Source organism: Ruegeria alba, from assembly GCF_022321465.1.
GTDB lineage: Bacteria > Pseudomonadota > Alphaproteobacteria > Rhodobacterales > Rhodobacteraceae > Ruegeria_B > Ruegeria_B alba.
Genome location: NZ_JAKOEM010000011.1, coordinates 78,793 through 98,224 on the forward strand (window position 1 = coordinate 78,793; position 19,432 = coordinate 98,224).

A 19,432-nucleotide genomic window follows, 5' to 3' on the forward strand; every position below is an offset into this window, starting at 1 on the left:
TCCCGCATTCTGCCCACGCGAAGACAGGGGGCCGCATGAACCTGCAAACGGAAACATCCGTCCCGGACTGGGGGCCCTTCGGCAGACCGCTTTTCGACGATCCCGGCGCCCGGGCGCTGTCGCGGATCGGCGTGGTGGATGTCGGCTCGAACTCGGTCCGCATGGTGGTGTTCGATGGGGCAGCGCGCTCGCCCGCCTATTTCTACAACGAAAAGATCATGTGCGCCCTAGGCGCCGGTCTGGCCGAGACCGGACGGTTGAACCCCGAAGGCCGGGTGCGGGCTCTGGCCGCGCTGCGCCGGTTCCAGCACCTGGCCGACGACCTGGACCTGCCGCCCCTGCGGGTGGTGGCCACCGCTGCCGTCCGCGAAGCCGCGGATGGCGCCGATTTCTGCGCCGAGGTAAAGCGCGAGACCGGCCTTGTGATCCAGGTGATCGACGGTGAGGAAGAGGCGCGGCTGTCGGCGCAGGGCGTGCTGCTGGGCTGGCCGGGCGCCTATGGGCTGATCTGCGATATTGGCGGCGCCTCGATGGAACTGGCCGAGATCGGCAGCGGCCAGGTGGGCCGCCGCCTGACCTCGCCGCTGGGGCCGCTGAAGCTGCGCGACGTGCCGGGCGGTCGTCGCGGCCGCAAGGCACATATCAAACAGGTGATGAACGACCTGCGCGCCCAGCTTGGCCCCCAGCGCGACCGCCTGTTCCTGGTCGGTGGCAGCTGGCGCGCCATCGCGCGTGTCGACATGCTGCGCCGGAACTATCCGCTCAAGGTGCTGCACGAATACCGCATGACCGTCCGCGACGTGCATGAAACCGCGCGCTATATCGAACGGGCCGACCTGGACAAGCTGCGCAGCAAGGCCGGCGTTTCGGCCTCGCGCATGGCGCTGGTTCCCTATGCGATCGACGTGCTGGCCCGGCTGATCCGCGAGTTCAAGCCCAAGGATATCGCCATCTCCTCCTACGGGATCCGCGAGGGGCTGCTGTATGAACAGATGCCGCAGCGGCTGCGCGACCGCGACCCGCTGATCGAGGCCTGCTATTTCGCCGAATCCAAGGATGCCCGCCTGCCCGGATTCGGCAAGCAGCTCTTTGAATTCGTGATGCCGCTGTTCAAATCCGCCCCGCGCCCACGGGTGCGGCTGATCAAGGCCGCCTGCCTGCTGCACGATGTCAGCTGGCGGGCGCATCCCGATTACCGCGCCGAGGTCTGTTTCGACAACGTGACCCGCGCCAACCTGGGCGGGCTCAAGCATTCCGAACGTGTCTTTATCGGGCTGGCCCTGCAACACCGCTATCGCAACAAGCGCGAGGGCAACCGGTTCGAGCCGATTTACGCATTGCTGGACGACAAGAGCCAGACCCAGGCCGAGATCCTGGGCAAGGCAATGCGCTTTGGCGCCATGCTCTGGCTGAAGCGCGACGCGCGGATGGGGCGGCTGCATTGGTACCCCAAGAAACGCAAACTGGAACTGCACCTGCCGCAAGAGGCCGCCCCGTTGTTCAGCGAAGTGGCCGAGGCCCGGTTCCAATCGCTGGTCTCGGCGCTGGGGGCGACCTCGGACGTGTTTATCGAGGAGTGAGACCAACGCAGCCCGGGGCCGCAGGTTTGCCCCGGACTTTCCGGAACCTGCCGTGACCCATCCTGTCGGGTGGTCCCACAGAGGTCCTCGCTTGGGTTCGTAACAAGCCGCTGGCCAAGACGCATCACCGCGAACAATGAGAGGGAGTTGCTTCGGGTTCGTTCAGCAACTCGCTCAGCATCGGCTTCCGTCAGGCCAGCGGCGCGGCAGATCGAAAAGATGACCAGATGCCTCTCAATTCCGGGCGGTGAGACCCTCGTACATGGCGTGAAGAATATGATCCGCCGCGATAGGGCTAAAGGCAAAATCCGGGTGTGACAGCTCGCCTTTCTGCACGCCCGCCTCGGCCTCGTAGATCACTTTGTTCTCCTTGATGGTCTTAACCACACGAAGCTGATCCAGCGTTTCCGGATCAACCGCCGTCGGGTCGCCAGACAGAATGACGAAGTCGGCGAGCTTGCCTACCTCGATCGAGCCCTTGTCGTCTTCCTCGAACTGCTGCCATGCGGGCCAGATTGTCATCGCCTTGAGCGCGGTCATGACATCGACCCTTTGATGTGGCCCAAGGATGTCGCCGGAACGCGTCCGCCGGGTGACCGTGGCGTCAAGAATGCGCATGCTGTCGGGGAAGGCAACTGGCGCATCGTGATGAGAACCAAACATCATGCCACGCTGAACCAGCCATCCGGTTGGCGAGATGTTTTCGGCGTTGACCGGCCCAACCGTATGGTCTCGATGCCAGTCGCCCCAATAAAAGGTGTGCATCGGAAACAACGACATGAAGACACCCAGCCGCTGATAGCTGTCCACCTGGTCTTCGCGCAGGAATTGACCATGGATCAGTACCGGACGGTTGCCCGGATCGCCATACTTCTCCTGTGCCGCCCCAAGTGCGGCGATCAGCATGTCGGACGCTCCCTCGCCGTTTGCATGCGTAATGACCTGCAAACCGTTCTCGTAGCACCAGTTCACTGCGTCTTGGACCTGCTCCATCGTCACGGCAGAATACCCGGCGTAGCCCGGTGGATAATCGCCCACCGGATCGAAGTATGGTCGGTCTCGAAGCGCGGTGAAGCCTTGCGGCGAACCGTCGATTGTCAGCTTGCAACCCCCGACGCGGACGTTGCCGGTGTAATCATCCGAAGCGTTTGCCTTGATGTAATCCTTGGCTTCCAGCACATCGGGAAAAGCGATCACATCGATCGGCAATTCGCCTTCGGCGTCGACCGCTTTCAGGGCTTCGACGACGCCGCCCGAGGATCGGCCGTCCTGTGCCGTGGTATAGCCAAAGCTCGCCCATAGCTTGGCCCCGGCCTTGGCAAAGACAGTCACACCCTCGGGGCCCAGTTCGGACAGCATCGGCACCACCGCCGTGAAGAAGGCATATTCTTCCAGCACACCGTTCGGTTCGCCGTCGGGACCACGCCGGATGACGCCACCGGGCGGGTTCTCTGTCGAGGCATCGATCCCGGCGATTTCCAGCGCCTTCGAATTGCCGACACCCAGATGCCCAGACTGATGCACGATCATGATCGGGTATTCAGTCGAAACCGCATCGAGGTCTTCTCGTGTCGGATGCCGCAGTTCCGCGAGTTGGGCATTGTCGTAACCAAAGCCGATGATCAGTTTCACCTTCTCGACGGTATCGGCGTTCTTCTCGGTCCACTCACGAAGCGTTTGCTGCAAACTGGGAATGTCGGTGACGTCTCCATCCGGCGGGGCGAGAAGATTGGCGGAAAGCGCCTGTAACCCCCCCATGACCACGTGCCCATGGCTATCGACAAATCCCGGCAGCATGGTTCTGCCATCTAGATCGAAGACCTTCGTCGCGTCGCCTTGCCGCGCCAACAGATCGGACAGATCGCCCACAGCAAGAACCCGCCCGTCCTTCACCGCGACTGCCTCGGCTCTCGGCTGCGCGTCATCGACCGTGAGAATAGGACCCCCGGTATAGATCGTGTCCGCGAATTCCTGGGCTTCGGACATTGATGCCCACATTGCGATAACCGCAATCCAGGCCGTCGTGCGATGCAAATTCATCAACATATTTGTCTTCCCCGACTGGTGATCCGATCCGTATAAAATATCGACAGGTGACCCGTCTTGATAGAGCGCTCATGACTTTGTGTGTGGTGATCGGCAGATAAGCCGGCAGCGCGGATGAAAATGCCCACTCAGCAAGCGACAATCCCAGGATTGTCCGTGCTAAATATCCGTCATCCCTGGGGGGGGCGGCTCCACCGGCTGAAGCGGCTGGTCCGGTTGTGCCTCGGGCAGCGGCGTCTTGCGGCGGATGAGGATGTCGCCGTTGGGCAACATCTCGGGTATCTCATAGACCGACCAGTCCTCGACCCGCTCGGCCAGATCGGCCAGCGCCGGGCCCATCTGTTCGAGGAAACTCAGCACCGATGGCCCCACCTTGCCCGCCATGTCGCGCAGGTCCCTGAGCGCCGGTTCCATCTCCTGGCTCAACCCCTTGAGGAACAGTTCGGCGCCGCGTTCCATCAGCGAGCGGCCTTCACCCTCGTCCTGCGCGGTGGCGGGCAGCGGGGTGGTCAGCATCAAGCCAAGGGCGATGACAAGGATCGGTTTCATACGTCCAAGATAGGCATTCGCGCGCGCGATTTCAAAGCTCAGATGTCGATATCCAGCGACACCGGGAAATGATCGGAGGCGGTCAGTAGCGCCTCGCGCAACTCGACCATCTGCCAGCATTCGGCATCGTCGAACGGATGCCAGATGCGCCAGGCCGGGCGCCGCGCCATCAGGCCCCGGCTGATCATCACGTAATCGAGCAGCGCCGACAGGTACCGCCCCTCGCCCGGCAACTGGAACCGCGCCGTCGCCGGCAGCGGCCCCGGGCGCACCTGCCGCACCTTGTCGGCATGCGGGTCATACAGCCCCGCCGCAAGCAGGATCTCGACCGAGGAACGGCCAAAGAGATGTTCGAATTCGTCCAGGCCGGGGCCGTCGTTCAGGTCACCCAGCAATACCACTTCTTCACCGCGCGCCAGATGATCCTCGACCCTTTCGCGCAGCCAGATCGCCTGGGCCAACTGTTTGCGCCGGTTCAGGATCGAGATGCGGATCGCCTCGTCGCGGGATTCGGCCCCATGCGGCGCCTTGGATTTCAGATGCGCCCCGATCATGCGGAACCGAGTGCCCGTGGCGGTCTGGATCTCCAACTCCAGCGGCGGTTTGGAAAAGCGCACCAGATCCTCGGTCGCGTCGATATCAAGATCGATCCGGTAGGTGCCGTCGAACCGGGGCGGCGTGGCACTGCCGCGCTTTCCGGTCTCCTCGCCCAGGGGATCGTGCCGCGCCTCGAGCCGGGCCGGATCGTACAGCAGCGCCAGTTCCTGGTGGGTCTCGTTGGCAAAGCCCATCACCGCGGCGCGGGTTCGCAGATCGAATGCCTCGGCAAAGGCGGTCAGCGCCCGAACCGTGTTCTGCGTCCGCCCGGTATTGGGCGCCTCGATGATCATCACCGCATCGGCATCGAGCGCGGTCAACACCTTGGCAATGGCCTCGACCTGCTGGGCGCGGGTGACATCGTGGCGCCCCGACCAGCGGTCATCCACCAACAGCCGGTCATTGCGGTCAAAGAGATTGGCGAACCACTCGATATTCCAGGTCGCCAGCCGCATCGCCCTAGACCCGCGCGCCGTTAAGCTCGTCCCAGGCGCGGTTGATGTCGATCATCTTCTTTTCGGCCAGGCGGATCGCCTCTTCGGGCACACCGCGCGCCATCATCGCGTCCGGGTGCGTCTCGCGCACCAGCTTGCGCCAGACCTTGCGGATCTCGGCCATCGGCATGTCGGGCGACACCCCCAGCACCGTATAGGGATCCTTGGGCGCATCAGGTACGAAACGGGCACGCAGGGCATGGAACTGGCGGTCGGTCTGCCCGAATATCTGCGCCACCTCGGCCAGGAACTCGTTCTCGCCCGGATGATAGAAGCCATCCGCCATGGCGATGTGAAACAGCCCCTCCATCAGGTCACACAGCACGGTGCTGTCCTCGGCGAACATGCCTTTGATCTTGCGGGCATAATCCTGATAACCGGCGACATCGGTGCGGGCCATGTCAAAGACGCGCGCCGCGCCCGCCTCGTCGGCGCGGGCGATCTGGAACACTTCGCGAAAGGCGGTCACCTCGTCGCGCGTGACCCGGCCATCGGCCTTGGCCATCTTGGCACCCAGGGCGATGACGGCGATGGCAAAGGCCACCGATTTCTCGGGCGGCGTACGCAAGCGTTCGAACACGGCGCTCAGGCTTTCGCCCTGCGCCAGCGCGCTCAGCGCGTCGGTTATGCGGGTCCAGAGTGACATGGCGCCACACTAGCGCCTTCGCCCGGCGGTGTCAGGTGCGTCAATTTGGGTCAGCATCGAGAATTTTCTGCATCAGGATCAGGTCGAGCCAGCGCTCCTCCTTGTACCCGACCTGCGGCAGGCGCCCCACCTCGGCAAAGCCCAGTTTGCCATGAAACGCCACCGCTCCCGGATTGGCGCCCGAGATACCTGCCACCAGCACATGCACCCCCTCGGCGCGGGCGACCCGCTCCAGTTCCGCCATCAAGGCGCGCCCCGCCCCCTGCCCCCGCGCGCCGGGGACAAGCAGGATGGAATGCTCACGGGTGCGGGCATAGCCGGGCCCCGACCGAAACGGGCCATAGGTGGCAAAGCCCAGAACCGCACCCGCCGCTTCGGCCACCAGATAGGCAGGCGCGCGTGCCGCGATATCTTCGGCTACGGCCTCTGGCCTGCGCAATTCGGTGGTAAAGGTCACCAGCGTGTCGCGGATGTAATGATTGGCAATCCCGGCGATATCAGCCGCATCCTGCGCCCGCGCGGGCCGGATCCTCATTCCAGCACCCGCAGCCCGTGCGGCGTGTCGATCTCGGCGCGTAAGCCCGAAGGCCCGGTCTCGAACACCACGCGCTCCAGCGACCCGCACAGCTCTGCCAGTGCCTGCGCCTCGGGATGGGTCACCACCAGCCGGCGCAAAGCGCAGCCCGAAGGCGCCAGCATCGACGCCGGATGCAGATCGCCTTGCCACTCGATCAGCGCCGGAAACCGGTCATCATAGGGCAGCACGCCACTTGCCGGAACCGCCATCCGCCAGCTGAGCGCGCCGCGCTCCAGATCGACGATATCGCCCGCCCCTAACGGCGCTGCGGCCAATGCCGCCGCCAGATCGGGCACCCGGCAGATCCAGTTGCTCAACCGCGCCGCGCCCGCGAACCGGTCCAGATCGAACCAGCGCGGCCGGTCCGGCGCAGGTGCGGCCGGGTCGATGGCGATTGCCTCGAGGTAAAGCCCGTCGGCCAGGCCCAACAGCGTGTTATGGGTACCAAACCGCGCATGCTGACCCCCCGGCTGCATCGCCACCCCCAGCGCCGCCTCCACATGTGCCCGCGCCGCTTCCAGCGTCTCGCCCGCCACCGCGAAATGATCCAGTTCCATCACCGCCCTCCTGCCTGGGCAGAGACTGACAGCAAAAAAGCGGCAAGCCAACGCCTGCCGCTTCTTTCTGGTTCGAAATACTCCGGGGGGAGGCCGCAGGCCGGGGGGCAGCGCCCCCAGCCCCTGACCTCAGCCTGCGCGCGCGTCGCGCACCAGCTTCAGGATATCCTGCGCCGCCTCGGGAATGTTGGTGCCCGGACCAAAGATCGCCTTGACCCCGTGATCATAGAGGAACTGGTAATCCTGCTGCGGAATGACCCCGCCGCAGATCACGATGATGTCCTCGGCACCGGCCTTCTTCAGCTCTTCGACCAGTTGCGGCGCCAGCGTCTTGTGGCCCGCCGCCTGGCTGGAGATACCGACCACATGCACATCGTTGTCGATGGCGTCCTGCGCCGCCTCGGCTGGCGTCTGGAACAGCGGACCCACGTCGACGTCGAAACCGATATCGGCAAATGCGGTGGCGATCACTTTGGCACCCCGGTCGTGGCCGTCCTGCCCCATCTTGACCACCAACAGACGCGGGCGGCGGCCCTCTTCCTCGGCAAAGGCCTCGATCGACTTCTGGATCGCGGCGAAGCCCTCGTCGCCCTCATAGGCCGCGCCATAGACACCGGCCAGGGTCTTCACTTCGGCGCGGTGGCGGCCGAATTCCTTTTCCATCGCCATGCTGATCTCTCCTACGGATGCCCGGGCGCGGGCCGCCTCGACGGCCGCTTCGAGCAGGTTGCCGCCCTCTTTGGCGCGGCGGGTAAGCTCGTCGAGCGCGGCGACACAGGCCGCCTCGTCGCGAGTGCTGCGGATACGCTCCAGCCGGGCGATCTGGGCGTCGCGCACCGCCATGTTGTCGACGTCAAGAATGTCGATCGGGTCTTCCTTGTCCTTGCGGTACTTGTTGACGCCAACGATCACCTCTTCGCCGCGGTCGATCATCGCCTGGCGGCGGGCGGCGCTTTCCTCGATCCTGAGCTTGGGCATGCCGCTGGCCACGGCCTTGGTCATGCCGCCCATCTCCTCGACCTCCTGGATCAGTGCCCAGGCCTTTTCGATCAGGTCGTTGGTCAGGCTCTCGACATAGTAGGAACCCGCCAGCGGATCGACCACCTTGGTCACGCCGGTCTCTTCCTGCAGCACCAACTGGGTGTTGCGGGCGATGCGGGCCGAGAAATCGGTGGGCAGCGCGATCGCCTCGTCCAGCGCGTTGGTATGCAGCGACTGGGTGCCGCCCAGGACCGCGCTCATCGCCTCGTACGCCGTGCGGATCACGTTGTTATATGGGTCCTGCTCTTGCAGGCTGACGCCCGAGGTCTGGCAGTGGGTGCGCAGCATTTTGGAGCGTTCGGATTTGGCGCCGAACTCGGTCATGATCCGGTGCCAGAGCGTGCGCGCGGCGCGCAGCTTGGCAATCTCCATGAAGAAGTTCATGCCGATGGCAAAGAAGAACGACAGGCGACCTGCGAACTTGTCCACGTCCATCCCGGCCTCGATCGCGGCGCGCACATATTCACGCCCGTCGGCCAGGGTATAGGCCAGTTCCTGCACCAGGTTCGCCCCGGCCTCTTGCATGTGATAGCCCGAGATCGAGATCGAGTTGAACTTCGGCATGTTGTCCGAGGTATAGCCGATGATGTCCGAGATGATCCGCATCGAGGGTTCGGGCGGATAGATATAGGTGTTGCGGACCATGAACTCTTTCAGGATGTCGTTCTGAATGGTCCCCGACAGCACCGATTTGTCATGGCCCTGCTCTTCGCCCGCGACGATGAAACTGGCCAGGATCGGGATCACCGCGCCGTTCATCGTCATCGAGACCGAGACCTTGTCGAGCGGGATGCCGTCGAACAGGATCTTCATGTCCTCGACGCTGTCGATGGCGACACCGGCCTTGCCCACGTCGCCCACCACGCGGGGGTGGTCGCTGTCATAGCCGCGATGGGTGGCCAGGTCGAAGGCGACCGAGACACCCTGCTGACCGGCGGCCAGGTTGCGGCGGTAGAATGCGTTCGATTCCTCGGCGGTGGAGAAGCCGGCATATTGCCGGATGGTCCAGGGGCGGCCCGCATACATGGTCGCCTTGACGCCACGGGTAAAGGGGCCAAAGCCCGGCATCCCACCCATATGCGGCAGCTCGGCGGTGTCCGCCTCGGTATAAAGCGGCTTGACGTCGATCCCTTCGAGCGTCTGCCAGGTCAGGTCTTCAACGGGGCGCCCGCGCAGCTCTTTCTCAGCCAGCGCCCGCCAATCGTCGGTCTTGCTCATTGCGTCTTCCTCTTGTCAATTCGGGTCTTGGCAGGGTTTGCCCCGCCGGTTTCTTGTTCGGATCGTCCATCAGCCAGGCCAGGCCATCGGCTCCGGCTGCCAGCCACATCAGGTCATCGGCATAGGTCTCGCGCAGGGCGGTGGCCTGCTCGGCTGTAAAGGGGGTCCAGCGGCCCTCGCCACCGGGCAGCGCGCGCGCCAGGCGCTCTGGCAGCATCTCGCGCAGTTCCGGCAGGCGCGGCGTTGCGTTCAACCAGTCGCGGCTATGCTCGTTCGGCGCCGGGCGGCCCGTCACCGCCTCAAGCTGCGCCTCGGGGCGGCCGGCGAAAATCTCGAACGGCAGCACCCACAGCCGGGCGCCCGGCACCGCGCAGCCGATATCGGCGATCACGTCGCGCCAACTGCGCGGGCCATGAGCGATCCAGTCCAGCGCCACCGGCGATGGCAGGCCAAAACCGCGCGTCAGCCCATAGCCCAGCGCCGACGACCACCAGATCTCGGGCGAGCGGATGTTCAGCATCACATCGCTGATCTTGCCGTCAAAGGCCTCGGCATAGCGGGCGATGCGTTCGCCCGCGTCCGGGTACAGTTCCGCCTGACGCAGGTTCAGCCGCATCGAACCCAGCATGTTCTCGTCACTCACCACCAAACGCCGGGTGCCGCCCAGCGCGGTACGCGCCAGGTTCAGCCGCACCCGCCCCACCGCGCGGCGGCGCAGGTCGCGCCCGGTGGCGGGGCCGGGCGTGGGCAGCAGGCCGCGAAACAGCCCGTTACGCGTCCGCCGTGGCCCCCAGAACCCGGTGCCATCGGCCGCCAGCCGGTCGGCATTCTGGCGCAGATAGTGTTGAAATGTGGTGGTCGCGCAGCGATGCGCGCCGATATGCAGGATAACGTCCATGGCGCAGCCTTTCTTGCGGGCCCTCAGGACCCGATGGGAGCGGGAATGTACCCTCACAGTCATGCCCAACCCCTGACGAAGCCATTAACGTTAAACTTTTTGCATCCCCCTCTCGCGCAAGCTGTCGCAATCGGCGCCGCCGCGGCTATATTGAACGGGACAGGAGACCACATGAGACCGTTATTCGCCTTTGTTTTCCTTGCCTTTCTCCCGCTTGCAGGCTGGGCAGCCGATGCCATGCAACCTGAAGCGGAGGCTCTGATCCGGCCCGCCGGTGAGAGCGATTTGAGTGAATTTTTATGGATAAAACGGCCCATCGTCGTCTTTGCCGATACCGATGCTGATCCCCGGTTCCAGCAGCAGATCGAGATGCTGCGCGCAGGCGCAGACATGCTCACGGAACGCGACGTGGTGGTTCTGACAGACACCGACCCGTCGTCCCGCTCACCCGCCCGGCAGAAACTGCGCCCGCGCGGTTTCGCGCTGGTGGTGATCGACAAGGATGGCGGCGTCAAGCTGCGCAAGCCGACCCCGTGGAGCGTGCGCGAACTGACCCGGACCATCGACAAGATGCCGACCCGCGAACAGGAAATCCGCGACCGGCGCGGGCTGAACTGAGGCGCGCGTGCCGCCATCACACATCTCCCCGGGCAAAGAACACCTGTCGCCGATCCCGGTCGAGGATCACCAGGGCGTTGTTATCCGGGGCAAAGATCAGCAGCGCGGCAGGCGAGTGCAGCGCACTCAGATAAGCCGATCTTGTACCCTCGTCCATGCAGGCCCGCGCGCTGAGGCCCGAGGAGAGGACACCCAGCCCCTTGGGCAGATCCGCCGACATCACCGCCTGCGAGACCTGGTCGGGGGTCATTCCCTCGAGCTCGAAGGCGACGGTAGCCTCTTTTCCCAAGGCGGCCAGACCGTCGTGCAGGGTCGAAACGGTGCGCACCTTGCCCTGGAGAAAATCGGCCTGAGTGGCGAAGACCCCGGCAGTGCATTCCAGCTTGGACTCGAAATAGAGTGTATCGCCCAGCGGCATCCAGCCGCCGAGCTGGGCACGCACCTCGGCCTCGCGGTCGAGCGCACAGGCCGCCAGCCCCAGAAGGGCCAGCGCGGCCAGTGGCCGGACACCGCGAGGATATGGGCGTGCCCCGAACATGGGGTTATTCGAACTCCATGATTACGTCATCGACGGCCAGGCTGTCGCCCGCGCCGGCGTTGATCTTGGCAACCACGCCCTTTTTCTCGGCGCGCAGGATGTTTTCCATCTTCATCGCCTCGACGGTGCACAGCGCCTGACCCTCCTGCACTTCCTGCCCCACTTCGACATCGACCTTCACGATCAGGCCGGGCATCGGGCAAAGCAGCATTTTCGAGGTGTCGGGCGGCAGTTTCTCGGGCATCAGCCGCGCCAGTTCCGCCTGACGCGGGGTACGCACATGCACCTTGAGGTCAGCGCCCCGGGTGCGGATGCGGAACCCGCCCGAGATCTTGCCCACCTTCAGCACCAGCGGCGAACCATCGACCATCAGGTTGGCCAGCTGGTCGCCCGGCGTCCAGTCGCTGGTCACCCGCATCGCACTGCCATCGTCAAAAGTGACGGTAGAGCCATCGTGATCGGCGGCGATGGTGACCGGGAAATCGGCACCTTGCAGCGTGACCACCCAATCCGTACCCACCCGGCGCTCGTGGTTGTCCATCCGGCCCGAGACACGGGTGCGCCGGATTTCGGCCACACGGTGCATAGCGGCGGCGGCGGCGGCCACGCGGCGCAGGTCGGTTTCAGGCAGGGTCACGCCTTCGAAGCCTTCGGGATATTCCTCGGCGATAAAGGCCGTGGTCATGTCGCCCGAGATGAATTTCGGATGGTCCATCACCGCACTCAAGAAGGGCAGGTTGTGACCGATGCCTTCGACCTCGAAACTGTCCAGCGCGATGCGCATCGCCTCGATCGCGGCGGCACGGGTCGGCGCCCAGGTGCAGAGCTTGGCGATCATCGGGTCATAGTACATGCTGATCTCGCCGCCTTCGTAGACGCCGGTATCGTTGCGCACAGCCGCCTCACCCGAGGGCGCCTCCCCCTGCCATTTTCCATTGACCAGCATCGGACCGGCGGCGGTTTCCGCCGGCGGGCGATAGCGGCTCAGACGGCCGATCGAGGGCAGGAAGCCGCGATAGGGATCTTCGGCATAAAGCCTGTTCTCGATGGCCCAGCCGGTCAGTTTCACATCGTCCTGGGTGATGCTGAGCGGTTCGCCCGCCGCCACGCGGATCATCTGTTCCACCAGATCGACACCGGTGATCAGCTCGGTCACCGGGTGTTCCACCTGAAGGCGGGTGTTCATTTCCAGGAAGTAGAAGTTCTTGTCGCCGTCGACGATGAATTCCACCGTGCCCGCGCTGGCATAGCCCACCGCCTTGGCCAGCGCCACGGCCTGTTCGCCCATGGCGCGGCGGGTGGCCTCGTCGAGGAAGGGGCTGGGCGCCTCTTCGACGACCTTCTGGTTGCGCCGCTGGATCGAGCATTCACGCTCGCCCAGATAGATGCCGTTGCCATGGCTGTCGCACAGAACCTGGATCTCGATATGGCGCGGCTGGGTGACGAATTTCTCGATGAAGATACGGTCGTCACCAAAGGAGTTCGCCGCCTCGTTCTTGGAGCTTTGGAAGCCTTCGCGCGCCTCCTGATCGTTCCAGGCGATGCGCATGCCCTTGCCGCCGCCCCCGGCGCTGGCCTTGATCATCACCGGATAGCCGATCTCGTTCGAGATCTTGACCGCTTCGTCGGCATCCTCGATCAGACCCATGTAACCGGGCACGGTCGAGACATTTGCCTCCTGCGCGATCTTCTTCGACGTGATCTTGTCGCCCATCGCCTCGATGGCGCCCTTGGGGGGGCCGACAAAGATGACACCGGCGGCTTCCAGCGCCTCGGCGAATTTCGAGTTCTCGCTGAGGAAGCCATAGCCCGGATGCACCGCTTGGGCGCCGGTCGCCTTGATCGCGGCCATCACCTTGTCGATGACGATATAGGACTGGTTCGCGGGCGGCGGGCCGATATGCACCGCCTCGTCGGCCATCTGCACATGCAGCGCCTGCTTGTCGGCATCCGAATAGATGGCAACGGTGGAAATGCCCATCTTGCGCGCGGTCTTGATGACCCGGCAGGCAATCTCGCCCCGGTTGGCGATCAGGATCTTGTTGAACATGCGATGTCCTCTGTCTTGGAAGGGTCGGAACGCAAAACGCCGCCCCCGGCCGGATGGCCAGGAACGGCGTATCGCGCGATATCAGCCGGGCGGTTCGGTGCCCGGAGAGAATTCAGTGTGTCAGTTACAGGTGCCTTGCACCTTGCAATAAAGGATGTTGCCAGCGGCGCCGGCCGCTGCGCCGACAACAGGGTTTCCATCCAGCGCGAGCGAGCCCAGAAGCCCGGCACTGCCGCCGTAAAGCGCCTGTTCGGTCGGGTTGTCGCCACAGGCGGCCAGACCGGCGACGAGCGCCAGACCGGCAAAGAGTTTCGATTTCTGCATCCTGCCCTTCCTTCGGATTGATCCGTCTTATGGGCAGATAGATGGGGCCGCGCGCGGGTGGAAATCAAGCGGCGTGCACGCGCCGTGACAGCCTCAGCGGCGGGCCGCGCAAATTGGGGGAAATCCGCCGATCCACCTGTGCCGAGCGCGGGCAAAAAGACGGGCGGTTCGAGGTCAGCGACATCAAACCGCCCGCTTAGGGAAGGGGTACGGAATAGTAGGTGCGCGCACGACGCAGGCAGATTTATGCCGCACGCCTGAACGAGGCTGCCGTATCCGTGGCAAGCCGCCAAGCCCCGGTTCGCGGGACGCCGGATTTGAGCCGGATTCTGCCGGACGCGGAGCAACTCTGGCGGGAAAACGCCGACAGGGTGCTTCTCCGCTGCGGGCACGTCCTCTGTCACATAACCGTTACGCAAGGCCAGGCGATCCCGACCCAACCCACAGGCGCGACGACTGCTTTCACGCGAGCTGCACGCGTTCGTGCGCGCCAGACCCTGTACCGGCGAGATACCGTGTGCGACAGGCAAAAACTCAACTCCCGAACGATCACCATCGCGGCAATTTCCGCTCACGGCCAATCGCCCGCTTGTCATTTGATCGCACCGGGGCCGCGTGGAACCCAAAGCCTCGCCACATATACGAGGAGATGGGTAGAAATGGTGAGGAGACTTGACGCAATATCGGCGCTGACGCTGATGACGGCCCTGGGGGGCGCCGGAGCGGCGATGGCCGGCGATGCCGGCAGCCAGGCCGAACTGGACGCGCTGCGCGCCCGTGTCGAAGCGCTGGAGGCCGGCCGTGCCGCCGGTGCACGCGGCGACCTGCATGTCGGTCGCACCGCGATCGACATTTACGGCTATGCCAAGGCCGATTTCTTTTACGATTTCGACTTTGTGCAGGGCGACACCGCCTTTGTGAACAATATCGGCGAACCCGCGAATGCCACCGACGGGACCTTTGGCGCCACCGTGCGCCAGTCGCGCCTGGGCATCCGCACCAGCACCGAGACCGATATCGGCACTCTGGGCGGGCAGCTGGAGTTCGACCTGTTCGCCTCGGGCGGCCGGTCGGAACTGCGCCTGCGCCATGCAAATATCCGCATCGGCGATCACTGGCTGATCGGTCAGACCTGGACCAACTTCATGCCCATCGGCCATTACCCGACCAGCGTCGAGTTCAACGGCCCGGTCGGCGTGACCTTTGCCCGGGTGCCGCAGGTGCGCTACAGCCATGCCTTCGGCAAGGCGCTGTTCAGCGCCTCGATCGAGGAAAACAGCGCCCGCTCGGACGATCCGGTCGTCACCGCCGCGCTGGAATACAATGACGATCTGTTCTCGGCCCGGATCGCGGGCCTGGTCGGCACCGTCATTTCCGGCGGTACCGAGGTCGACCAGACCGGCGTCACCGTGTCCGGCGCGCTGCGCCCCTGGCATGGCGGCCTGTTCCAGGCAACCTTCGTCACCGGCGAGGCGCTGGGCCCGCTGCTGATCGGCGGCGGTGCCTCGGCGGTTGGCGGCGTGGCCAACGATGTCGATGGCTTTACCGTCGAATTCCGGCAGGATGTCGGCGAAAAGTGGAACTTCGGCATCGCCTATGGCAGCGAGGAATACGACCTGCCCACCTCGACCGGTACGCTCGATTTCACCGAGCTTGAGACCATCCATGTCAACGCGTTCTACAAAGCCACCGACAACCTGACGCTGAGCGGTGAATACATCTTTGGCGAACGCACCACCTCGACCGGCGCCAGCTTCGAAGGCGACCGGGTTCAGCTTGCGGTACAGCTGAACTTCTGAGAGCCGCGGCACGCCCTGTCCTCCCTCGGTCAGGGCGTGTCCGGTATTCCCCGAACGGGCCATATGCGCCGCCGGATGGATCATTCCCAATCGTCCCCGTCGAACGCATCCGGGAACGAGGCCCGCGCCACCGCCACATCAATGACCAGAAGCGCCTCGTAGCTGGCCGGATCGAACGGATCCTCTGCTGCCACCACCTCGCGACCGAACAGCCAGCTCAGGCGCCCGGCATCCAGATTGCCGCGCTCGAACGGTTCGTCGCCGAACTGCTCCCACAGGGCCTGCATGAACAGCGCATCGGCACGGCGATCGACCGCCTTGCGGTCGCGATAGCGCTCGCGCCGGACCAGTGGCGTGACGCCCTTGGGGTTGGCGCGGCGAATGGTGAACTGGAAATCAGAGCCGGGCATGCGGCTGGGGAAACCGCGATGTTTCAGCATGACACGCCCTCCCGGCCAGAGAGCGCGGCGAAACGCGGGACCGGCCGCAGGGCCGATCCCGCGCGGTCTTTACTTGTACTTGCCGGTGAAGACCGGTTCGGTCGAGATGGGCTCGACGATGACGTATTCTTCCTTCGGCGAGTTGTCACAAGCAGCAACGGCGCCGACAAAGGCAACCATTGCAACGAATTTGATGCATTTCGACATCTGTTTCTCCTACTGACACAATCGAAACTTACAGAAGCAACAGCTTCTGCCTGCCTCACCCTTTCAGGGTTGGACGCGCGTTGGCGACCGTGCGCGAGCATAGTGGATCTCGGTTCGGAAATACATCCGAGATGGGGCAAGTTCATGGCCTGTGACTCCAAAGTCGCAAAACTCCGCTGATGTGAAGATTGACCCGCAACATGTTGTAGCATCGTCAAAACTCCTCCCAGATACAGCGAGAGTCGCGGAGGCGGTAGGCCTCAAAAAATTGTGTGGCGCCGGGTTGCGAGGTGCCGAAGGCCACCGGGCGGTCCGACATCGAGATGATCACGCGCGCCGGTGTGATCTGGCGGCTCTCCACATATGGCACCGCCAGGATGGTGCACAGATGCTCCATGTCGATGGCCACCACGTCATAGGGGATCTGCCCCGCCTGATCGCCGATCTTGGGCGCGATGAAGCGGAAGCGGATCCATAACTCGCCCGGATTATTGTCGAGCAGCACATCGGCCAGTTCCACAGGCTGACCCGAGGGCACCGGCAACAGCGCCTGCGCTCGCAAAGGCGCGGCAAACGCCGCCATTAGCGCCAGGACATAGAGGCAACCCCGGCCCCGCAAGCGGGCTCCTCTCGCCGGGGTTGCTTGCGCATCGCACGTGGCGGGCGCTGTTCCATGTCGGGCGCGCAGGGTCATGGGGCGGTCTCGTCCCGTGTCTCGAAGGAGGCGGGCGAGATGATCTCGATCAGTTCCATGTCGTCGGAGTGACGGCATTCGCGGTGCTTGATGCCGGGCGGCTGCAACACGCAGGACCCGGCGCGCAACATATGCTCGCCCTGCCCTTCGTATTCGAAGACGACCCAGCCCTTGGTGACATAGACCATCTGGAAATCGAGATCGTGGCTGTGCCAGGCGCCCGGGCTTTCCATGCCCGGCACCGCACGGATCACATGGGCGCCGAACCGGCCCTTGGTCGCATCCTTGATGCCCAGATCACGATATTCGAAAAAGGCCCGCAGCCCCTGCCCGACAAAAGGGGAACTGTCGGCATGGCTGATGGTAAAGGCCTGATTTTTCCAAAGCTGTGTCATGAGCTTACCAGGTGATGATGGTTGTAGACCGCCGGATCCTGCGGTGCGCCTTCAAGATCGGTTGCGTGTTGCCGGTAGACCGGGAACCCGGCCTGTACCACCGTCCCCTTCTGCGCGCAGTCGGTGAAGATGTACTTGGCGTTTTCCGGCGTCCTGTCGAACCAGTCCGGGTCGTCCAGGGTACCCGCCATGACTCCCGTGAAACCGGGGAACCGTTCCAACTCCACAAACACGGTGGTGGCACAGGTCGGGCAGGATTTCAGGTGGATCTCCTTGCCGCTGCCCTCGGAGACATGGGTGTAGGTCCGCGGGGAGCCCGACACCAGCCGGAACGCGCCACCGGAAAACCCGGCAAGCGCATTCATCGGTGTCCCTGTCATCTTCTGACAGAAGCGACAGGTGCACCATGTCAGACGCAGGGGCGGTTCGCTCACTTCGTAGCGAAGCGCGCCGCACAGGCATCCACCGGCGTGGGTCTGGCCCATCATTGACCTCCTAGAGCGGAATGTTGTCGTGCTTCTTCCACGGGTTCTTGAGCGACTTGCCCCGCAGCGAGGCAAAGGCGCGGCTGACGCGTTTGCGGGTGCTGCGCGGCTGGATCACCTCGTCGATGAAGCCGCGTTCGGCGGCGACAAAGGGATTCGCGAACCGGTCCTCGTAATCCTTGGTATGGGCCGCGATCTTGTCCGCATCGCCCAGATCGGCGCGGTGGATGATCTCGGTCGCGCCCTTGGCGCCCATCACCGCGATCTCGGCGGTGGGCCAGGCATAGTTGAAATCGCCGCGCAAGTGCTTGGAGGCCATCACGTCATAGGCGCCGCCATAGGCCTTGCGGGTGATCACGGTGACCTTTGGCACCGTGGCCTCGCCATAGGCGAACAGCAGCTTGGCGCCGTGCTTGATGACGCCGCCATATTCCTGGCTGGTGCCCGGCAGGAAGCCCGGCACGTCGACCAGCGTCAGGATCGGGATTTCGAAACAGTCGCAGAAGCGCACGAAGCGCGCCGCCTTGCGGCTGCTGTCGATGTCCAGACAGCCCGCCAGGATCATTGGCTGGTTGGCCACGACGCCCACGGTCTGCCCTTCGAGCCGGATGAAACCGGTGATGATGTTCTTGGCGAAATCCTCCTGGATTTCATAGAAATCGCCCTCGTCCGCGATCTTGTTGATCAGCTCCTTCATGTCATAGGGGGTGTTGGCGTTTTCCGGGACCAGCGTGTCGAGACTGGCCTCGATCCGGCCCGGCTCGTCAAAGAACGGGCGCACGGGCGGCTTTTCACGGTTGTTGAGCGGCAGGAAATCGACCAGGCGGCGGACCTCGGCCAGCGCCTCGACATCGTTTTCAAAGGCGCCGTCGGCGACCGAGGACTTGCGGGTATGGGTCGAGGCCCCGCCGAGTTCCTCGGCTGTCACCACCTCGTTGGTGACGGTTTTCACCACGTCGGGACCGGTCACGAACATATAGGACGTGTCCTTGACCATGAAGATGAAGTCGGTCATCGCGGGCGAATAGACCGCGCCACCGGCGCAGGGGCCCATGATCACGCTGATCTGGGGCACCACTCCGCTCGCCATGATGTTGCGCTGGAACACCTCGGCATAGCCCGCAAGGCTGGCGACGCCCTCCTGGATGCGCGCGCCGCCCGAATCGTTGATACCGATCACCGGGGCGCCGTTCTGCACCGCCATATCCATGATCTTGCAGATCTTCTGGGCATGGGTTTCCGACAGCGAGCCGCCGAAGACGGTGAAATCCTGGCTGAACACATAGACCATGCGGCCATTGATCGTGCCCCAGCCGGTGACCACGCCATCACCCGCAGGCTTTTGTTTTTCCATCCCGAAATCGGTGCAGCGATGGCTGACGAACATGTCGAATTCTTCGAAACTGTCCTCATCCAGCAACAGCTCGATCCGCTCGCGCGCTGTCAGCTTGCCCCGGGCATGCTGGGCGTCGATCCGCTTTTGCCCGCCCCCCAGCCGCGCGGCCTCGCGGCGGGTTTCCAGCTCGGAAAGGATGTCTTTCATGGCGATTGTCCCCTTTGAAATTTGAACGGACCATAAAGACAATGCCGCAAGCGCCAAAGGGGAATTCGGCAAATTTGCAAATCATTGGCAACTCTACCAAAGCAAAACGCAAAGTTGCTAATTAACACCTTAACCC

At 64.0% G+C, this 19,432-nt stretch carries 20 protein-coding genes; 3 read left to right on the forward strand and 17 right to left on the reverse strand.

The genetic code is table 11. From position 1 onward, the window contains the following. Positions 1 to 35 precede the first annotated feature (35 nt). Entirely contained in the window at positions 36 to 1,580 is a 1,545-nt protein-coding gene (locus MB818_RS13295) for a Ppx/GppA family phosphatase (RefSeq protein WP_234163455.1), read from the forward strand. A gap of 234 nt (positions 1,581 to 1,814) precedes the next feature. Here the strand turns inward: MB818_RS13295 and MB818_RS13300 are convergent, their stop codons facing one another. From MB818_RS13300 to MB818_RS13335, 8 genes are all read right to left on the reverse strand, one after another. Beyond that, positions 1,815 to 3,626 (reverse strand): amidohydrolase, encoded by a 1,812-nt coding sequence (locus MB818_RS13300; RefSeq protein ID WP_238905388.1) that lies wholly within the window; start codon positions 3,624 to 3,626, stop codon positions 1,815 to 1,817. 159 nt (positions 3,627 to 3,785) lie between these two features. Further along, positions 3,786 to 4,175, reverse strand: coding sequence for a hypothetical protein (locus MB818_RS13305; RefSeq protein ID WP_238905389.1), 390 nt, complete (start codon positions 4,173 to 4,175; stop codon positions 3,786 to 3,788). Positions 4,176 to 4,213: 38 nt separating this feature from the next. Beyond that, positions 4,214 to 5,227, reverse strand: coding sequence for an endonuclease/exonuclease/phosphatase family protein (locus tag MB818_RS13310; RefSeq protein WP_238905391.1), 1,014 nt, complete (start codon positions 5,225 to 5,227; stop codon positions 4,214 to 4,216). Positions 5,228 to 5,231: 4 nt separating this feature from the next. Beyond that, the gene (locus MB818_RS13315) at positions 5,232 to 5,912 is read right to left on the reverse strand and encodes a molecular chaperone DjiA (protein WP_234137598.1); all 681 of its coding nucleotides are present in this window, start codon (positions 5,910 to 5,912) and stop codon (positions 5,232 to 5,234) included. Between the two features lie 40 nt (positions 5,913 to 5,952). Beyond that, positions 5,953 to 6,447, reverse strand: a complete 495-nt coding sequence (locus MB818_RS13320; RefSeq protein ID WP_234143268.1) for a GNAT family N-acetyltransferase — start codon at positions 6,445 to 6,447, stop codon at positions 5,953 to 5,955. Further along, positions 6,444 to 7,046: a VOC family protein gene (locus MB818_RS13325; RefSeq protein WP_234177927.1), complete on the reverse strand. Its 603-nt coding sequence runs from the start codon at positions 7,044 to 7,046 to the stop codon at positions 6,444 to 6,446. The genes MB818_RS13320 and MB818_RS13325 overlap by 4 nt, the downstream gene beginning before the upstream one ends. Before the next feature lie 129 nt (positions 7,047 to 7,175). Continuing rightward, positions 7,176 to 9,305: a methylmalonyl-CoA mutase gene (scpA, locus tag MB818_RS13330; protein WP_234143266.1), complete on the reverse strand. Its 2,130-nt coding sequence runs from the start codon at positions 9,303 to 9,305 to the stop codon at positions 7,176 to 7,178. Continuing rightward, positions 9,271 to 10,203, reverse strand: a complete 933-nt coding sequence (locus MB818_RS13335) for a hypothetical protein (RefSeq protein ID WP_234137594.1) — start codon at positions 10,201 to 10,203, stop codon at positions 9,271 to 9,273. The genes scpA and MB818_RS13335 overlap by 35 nt, the downstream gene beginning before the upstream one ends. A 171-nt stretch (positions 10,204 to 10,374) precedes the next feature. On the opposite strand from MB818_RS13335, the gene MB818_RS13340 reads away from it, so the two are divergent. Further along, positions 10,375 to 10,821, forward strand: coding sequence for a DUF4174 domain-containing protein (locus MB818_RS13340; RefSeq protein ID WP_234137593.1), 447 nt, complete (start codon positions 10,375 to 10,377; stop codon positions 10,819 to 10,821). 16 nt (positions 10,822 to 10,837) lie between these two features. Here the strand turns inward: MB818_RS13340 and MB818_RS13345 are convergent, their stop codons facing one another. From MB818_RS13345 to MB818_RS13355, 3 genes are all read right to left on the reverse strand, one after another. Further along, positions 10,838 to 11,359: a hypothetical protein gene (locus MB818_RS13345; protein WP_238905393.1), complete on the reverse strand. Its 522-nt coding sequence runs from the start codon at positions 11,357 to 11,359 to the stop codon at positions 10,838 to 10,840. Between the two features lie 4 nt (positions 11,360 to 11,363). Further along, on the reverse strand, positions 11,364 to 13,409 hold the full coding sequence (locus tag MB818_RS13350) for an acetyl-CoA carboxylase biotin carboxylase subunit (RefSeq protein WP_238905394.1): 2,046 nt from the start codon (positions 13,407 to 13,409) through the stop codon (positions 11,364 to 11,366). 120 nt (positions 13,410 to 13,529) lie between these two features. Continuing rightward, positions 13,530 to 13,733, reverse strand: a complete 204-nt coding sequence (locus MB818_RS13355) for a hypothetical protein (protein WP_234137590.1) — start codon at positions 13,731 to 13,733, stop codon at positions 13,530 to 13,532. Between the two features lie 698 nt (positions 13,734 to 14,431). Between MB818_RS13355 and MB818_RS13360 the strand changes: the two genes are divergently transcribed. Beyond that, positions 14,432 to 15,532: a DcaP family trimeric outer membrane transporter gene (locus MB818_RS13360; RefSeq protein WP_234163448.1), complete on the forward strand. Its 1,101-nt coding sequence runs from the start codon at positions 14,432 to 14,434 to the stop codon at positions 15,530 to 15,532. An 80-nt stretch (positions 15,533 to 15,612) separates the two neighbouring features. Here MB818_RS13360 and MB818_RS13365 read toward each other — a convergent pair whose 3' ends face one another. The 6 genes from MB818_RS13365 to MB818_RS13390 all read right to left on the reverse strand — a co-directional run bounded on the left by MB818_RS13365 (position 15,613) and on the right by MB818_RS13390 (position 19,296). Continuing rightward, positions 15,613 to 15,972, reverse strand: a complete 360-nt coding sequence (locus tag MB818_RS13365; RefSeq protein WP_234137588.1) for a hypothetical protein — start codon at positions 15,970 to 15,972, stop codon at positions 15,613 to 15,615. A gap of 69 nt (positions 15,973 to 16,041) precedes the next feature. Continuing rightward, the gene (locus MB818_RS13370) at positions 16,042 to 16,179 is read right to left on the reverse strand and encodes a hypothetical protein (protein WP_234137587.1); all 138 of its coding nucleotides are present in this window, start codon (positions 16,177 to 16,179) and stop codon (positions 16,042 to 16,044) included. A gap of 214 nt (positions 16,180 to 16,393) precedes the next feature. After that, complete coding sequence (locus MB818_RS13375) at positions 16,394 to 16,798, reverse strand: DUF6497 family protein (protein ID WP_234167087.1); 405 nt, start codon at positions 16,796 to 16,798, stop codon at positions 16,394 to 16,396. Positions 16,799 to 16,869: 71 nt separating this feature from the next. Continuing rightward, complete coding sequence (locus MB818_RS13380; RefSeq protein ID WP_234163447.1) at positions 16,870 to 17,268, reverse strand: cupin domain-containing protein; 399 nt, start codon at positions 17,266 to 17,268, stop codon at positions 16,870 to 16,872. Next, positions 17,265 to 17,753, reverse strand: a complete 489-nt coding sequence (locus MB818_RS13385) for a GFA family protein (protein ID WP_234163446.1) — start codon at positions 17,751 to 17,753, stop codon at positions 17,265 to 17,267. The genes MB818_RS13380 and MB818_RS13385 overlap by 4 nt, the downstream gene beginning before the upstream one ends. A gap of 10 nt (positions 17,754 to 17,763) precedes the next feature. After that, positions 17,764 to 19,296, reverse strand: coding sequence for an acyl-CoA carboxylase subunit beta (locus MB818_RS13390; protein ID WP_234137583.1), 1,533 nt, complete (start codon positions 19,294 to 19,296; stop codon positions 17,764 to 17,766). Between the last annotated feature and the right edge of the window lie 136 nt (positions 19,297 to 19,432).

Coding starts and splice junctions, on each gene's coding strand:
- MB818_RS13295 (WP_234163455.1), top strand. CDS start 36: ATGAACCTGCAAACGGAAACATCCGTCCCGGACTGGGGGCCCTTCGGC.
- MB818_RS13300 (WP_238905388.1), bottom strand. CDS start 3,626: ATGTTGATGAATTTGCATCGCACGACGGCCTGGATTGCGGTTATCGCA.
- MB818_RS13305 (WP_238905389.1), bottom strand. CDS start 4,175: ATGAAACCGATCCTTGTCATCGCCCTTGGCTTGATGCTGACCACCCCG.
- MB818_RS13310 (WP_238905391.1), bottom strand. CDS start 5,227: ATGCGGCTGGCGACCTGGAATATCGAGTGGTTCGCCAATCTCTTTGAC.
- MB818_RS13315 (WP_234137598.1), bottom strand. CDS start 5,912: ATGTCACTCTGGACCCGCATAACCGACGCGCTGAGCGCGCTGGCGCAG.
- MB818_RS13320 (WP_234143268.1), bottom strand. CDS start 6,447: ATGAGGATCCGGCCCGCGCGGGCGCAGGATGCGGCTGATATCGCCGGG.
- MB818_RS13325 (WP_234177927.1), bottom strand. CDS start 7,046: ATGGAACTGGATCATTTCGCGGTGGCGGGCGAGACGCTGGAAGCGGCG.
- scpA (WP_234143266.1), bottom strand. CDS start 9,305: ATGAGCAAGACCGACGATTGGCGGGCGCTGGCTGAGAAAGAGCTGCGC.
- MB818_RS13335 (WP_234137594.1), bottom strand. CDS start 10,203: ATGGACGTTATCCTGCATATCGGCGCGCATCGCTGCGCGACCACCACA.
- MB818_RS13340 (WP_234137593.1), top strand. CDS start 10,375: ATGAGACCGTTATTCGCCTTTGTTTTCCTTGCCTTTCTCCCGCTTGCA.
- MB818_RS13345 (WP_238905393.1), bottom strand. CDS start 11,359: ATGTTCGGGGCACGCCCATATCCTCGCGGTGTCCGGCCACTGGCCGCG.
- MB818_RS13350 (WP_238905394.1), bottom strand. CDS start 13,409: ATGTTCAACAAGATCCTGATCGCCAACCGGGGCGAGATTGCCTGCCGG.
- MB818_RS13355 (WP_234137590.1), bottom strand. CDS start 13,733: ATGCAGAAATCGAAACTCTTTGCCGGTCTGGCGCTCGTCGCCGGTCTG.
- MB818_RS13360 (WP_234163448.1), top strand. CDS start 14,432: ATGACGGCCCTGGGGGGCGCCGGAGCGGCGATGGCCGGCGATGCCGGC.
- MB818_RS13365 (WP_234137588.1), bottom strand. CDS start 15,972: ATGCTGAAACATCGCGGTTTCCCCAGCCGCATGCCCGGCTCTGATTTC.
- MB818_RS13370 (WP_234137587.1), bottom strand. CDS start 16,179: ATGTCGAAATGCATCAAATTCGTTGCAATGGTTGCCTTTGTCGGCGCC.
- MB818_RS13380 (WP_234163447.1), bottom strand. CDS start 17,268: ATGACACAGCTTTGGAAAAATCAGGCCTTTACCATCAGCCATGCCGAC.
- MB818_RS13385 (WP_234163446.1), bottom strand. CDS start 17,753: ATGGGCCAGACCCACGCCGGTGGATGCCTGTGCGGCGCGCTTCGCTAC.
- MB818_RS13390 (WP_234137583.1), bottom strand. CDS start 19,296: ATGAAAGACATCCTTTCCGAGCTGGAAACCCGCCGCGAGGCCGCGCGG.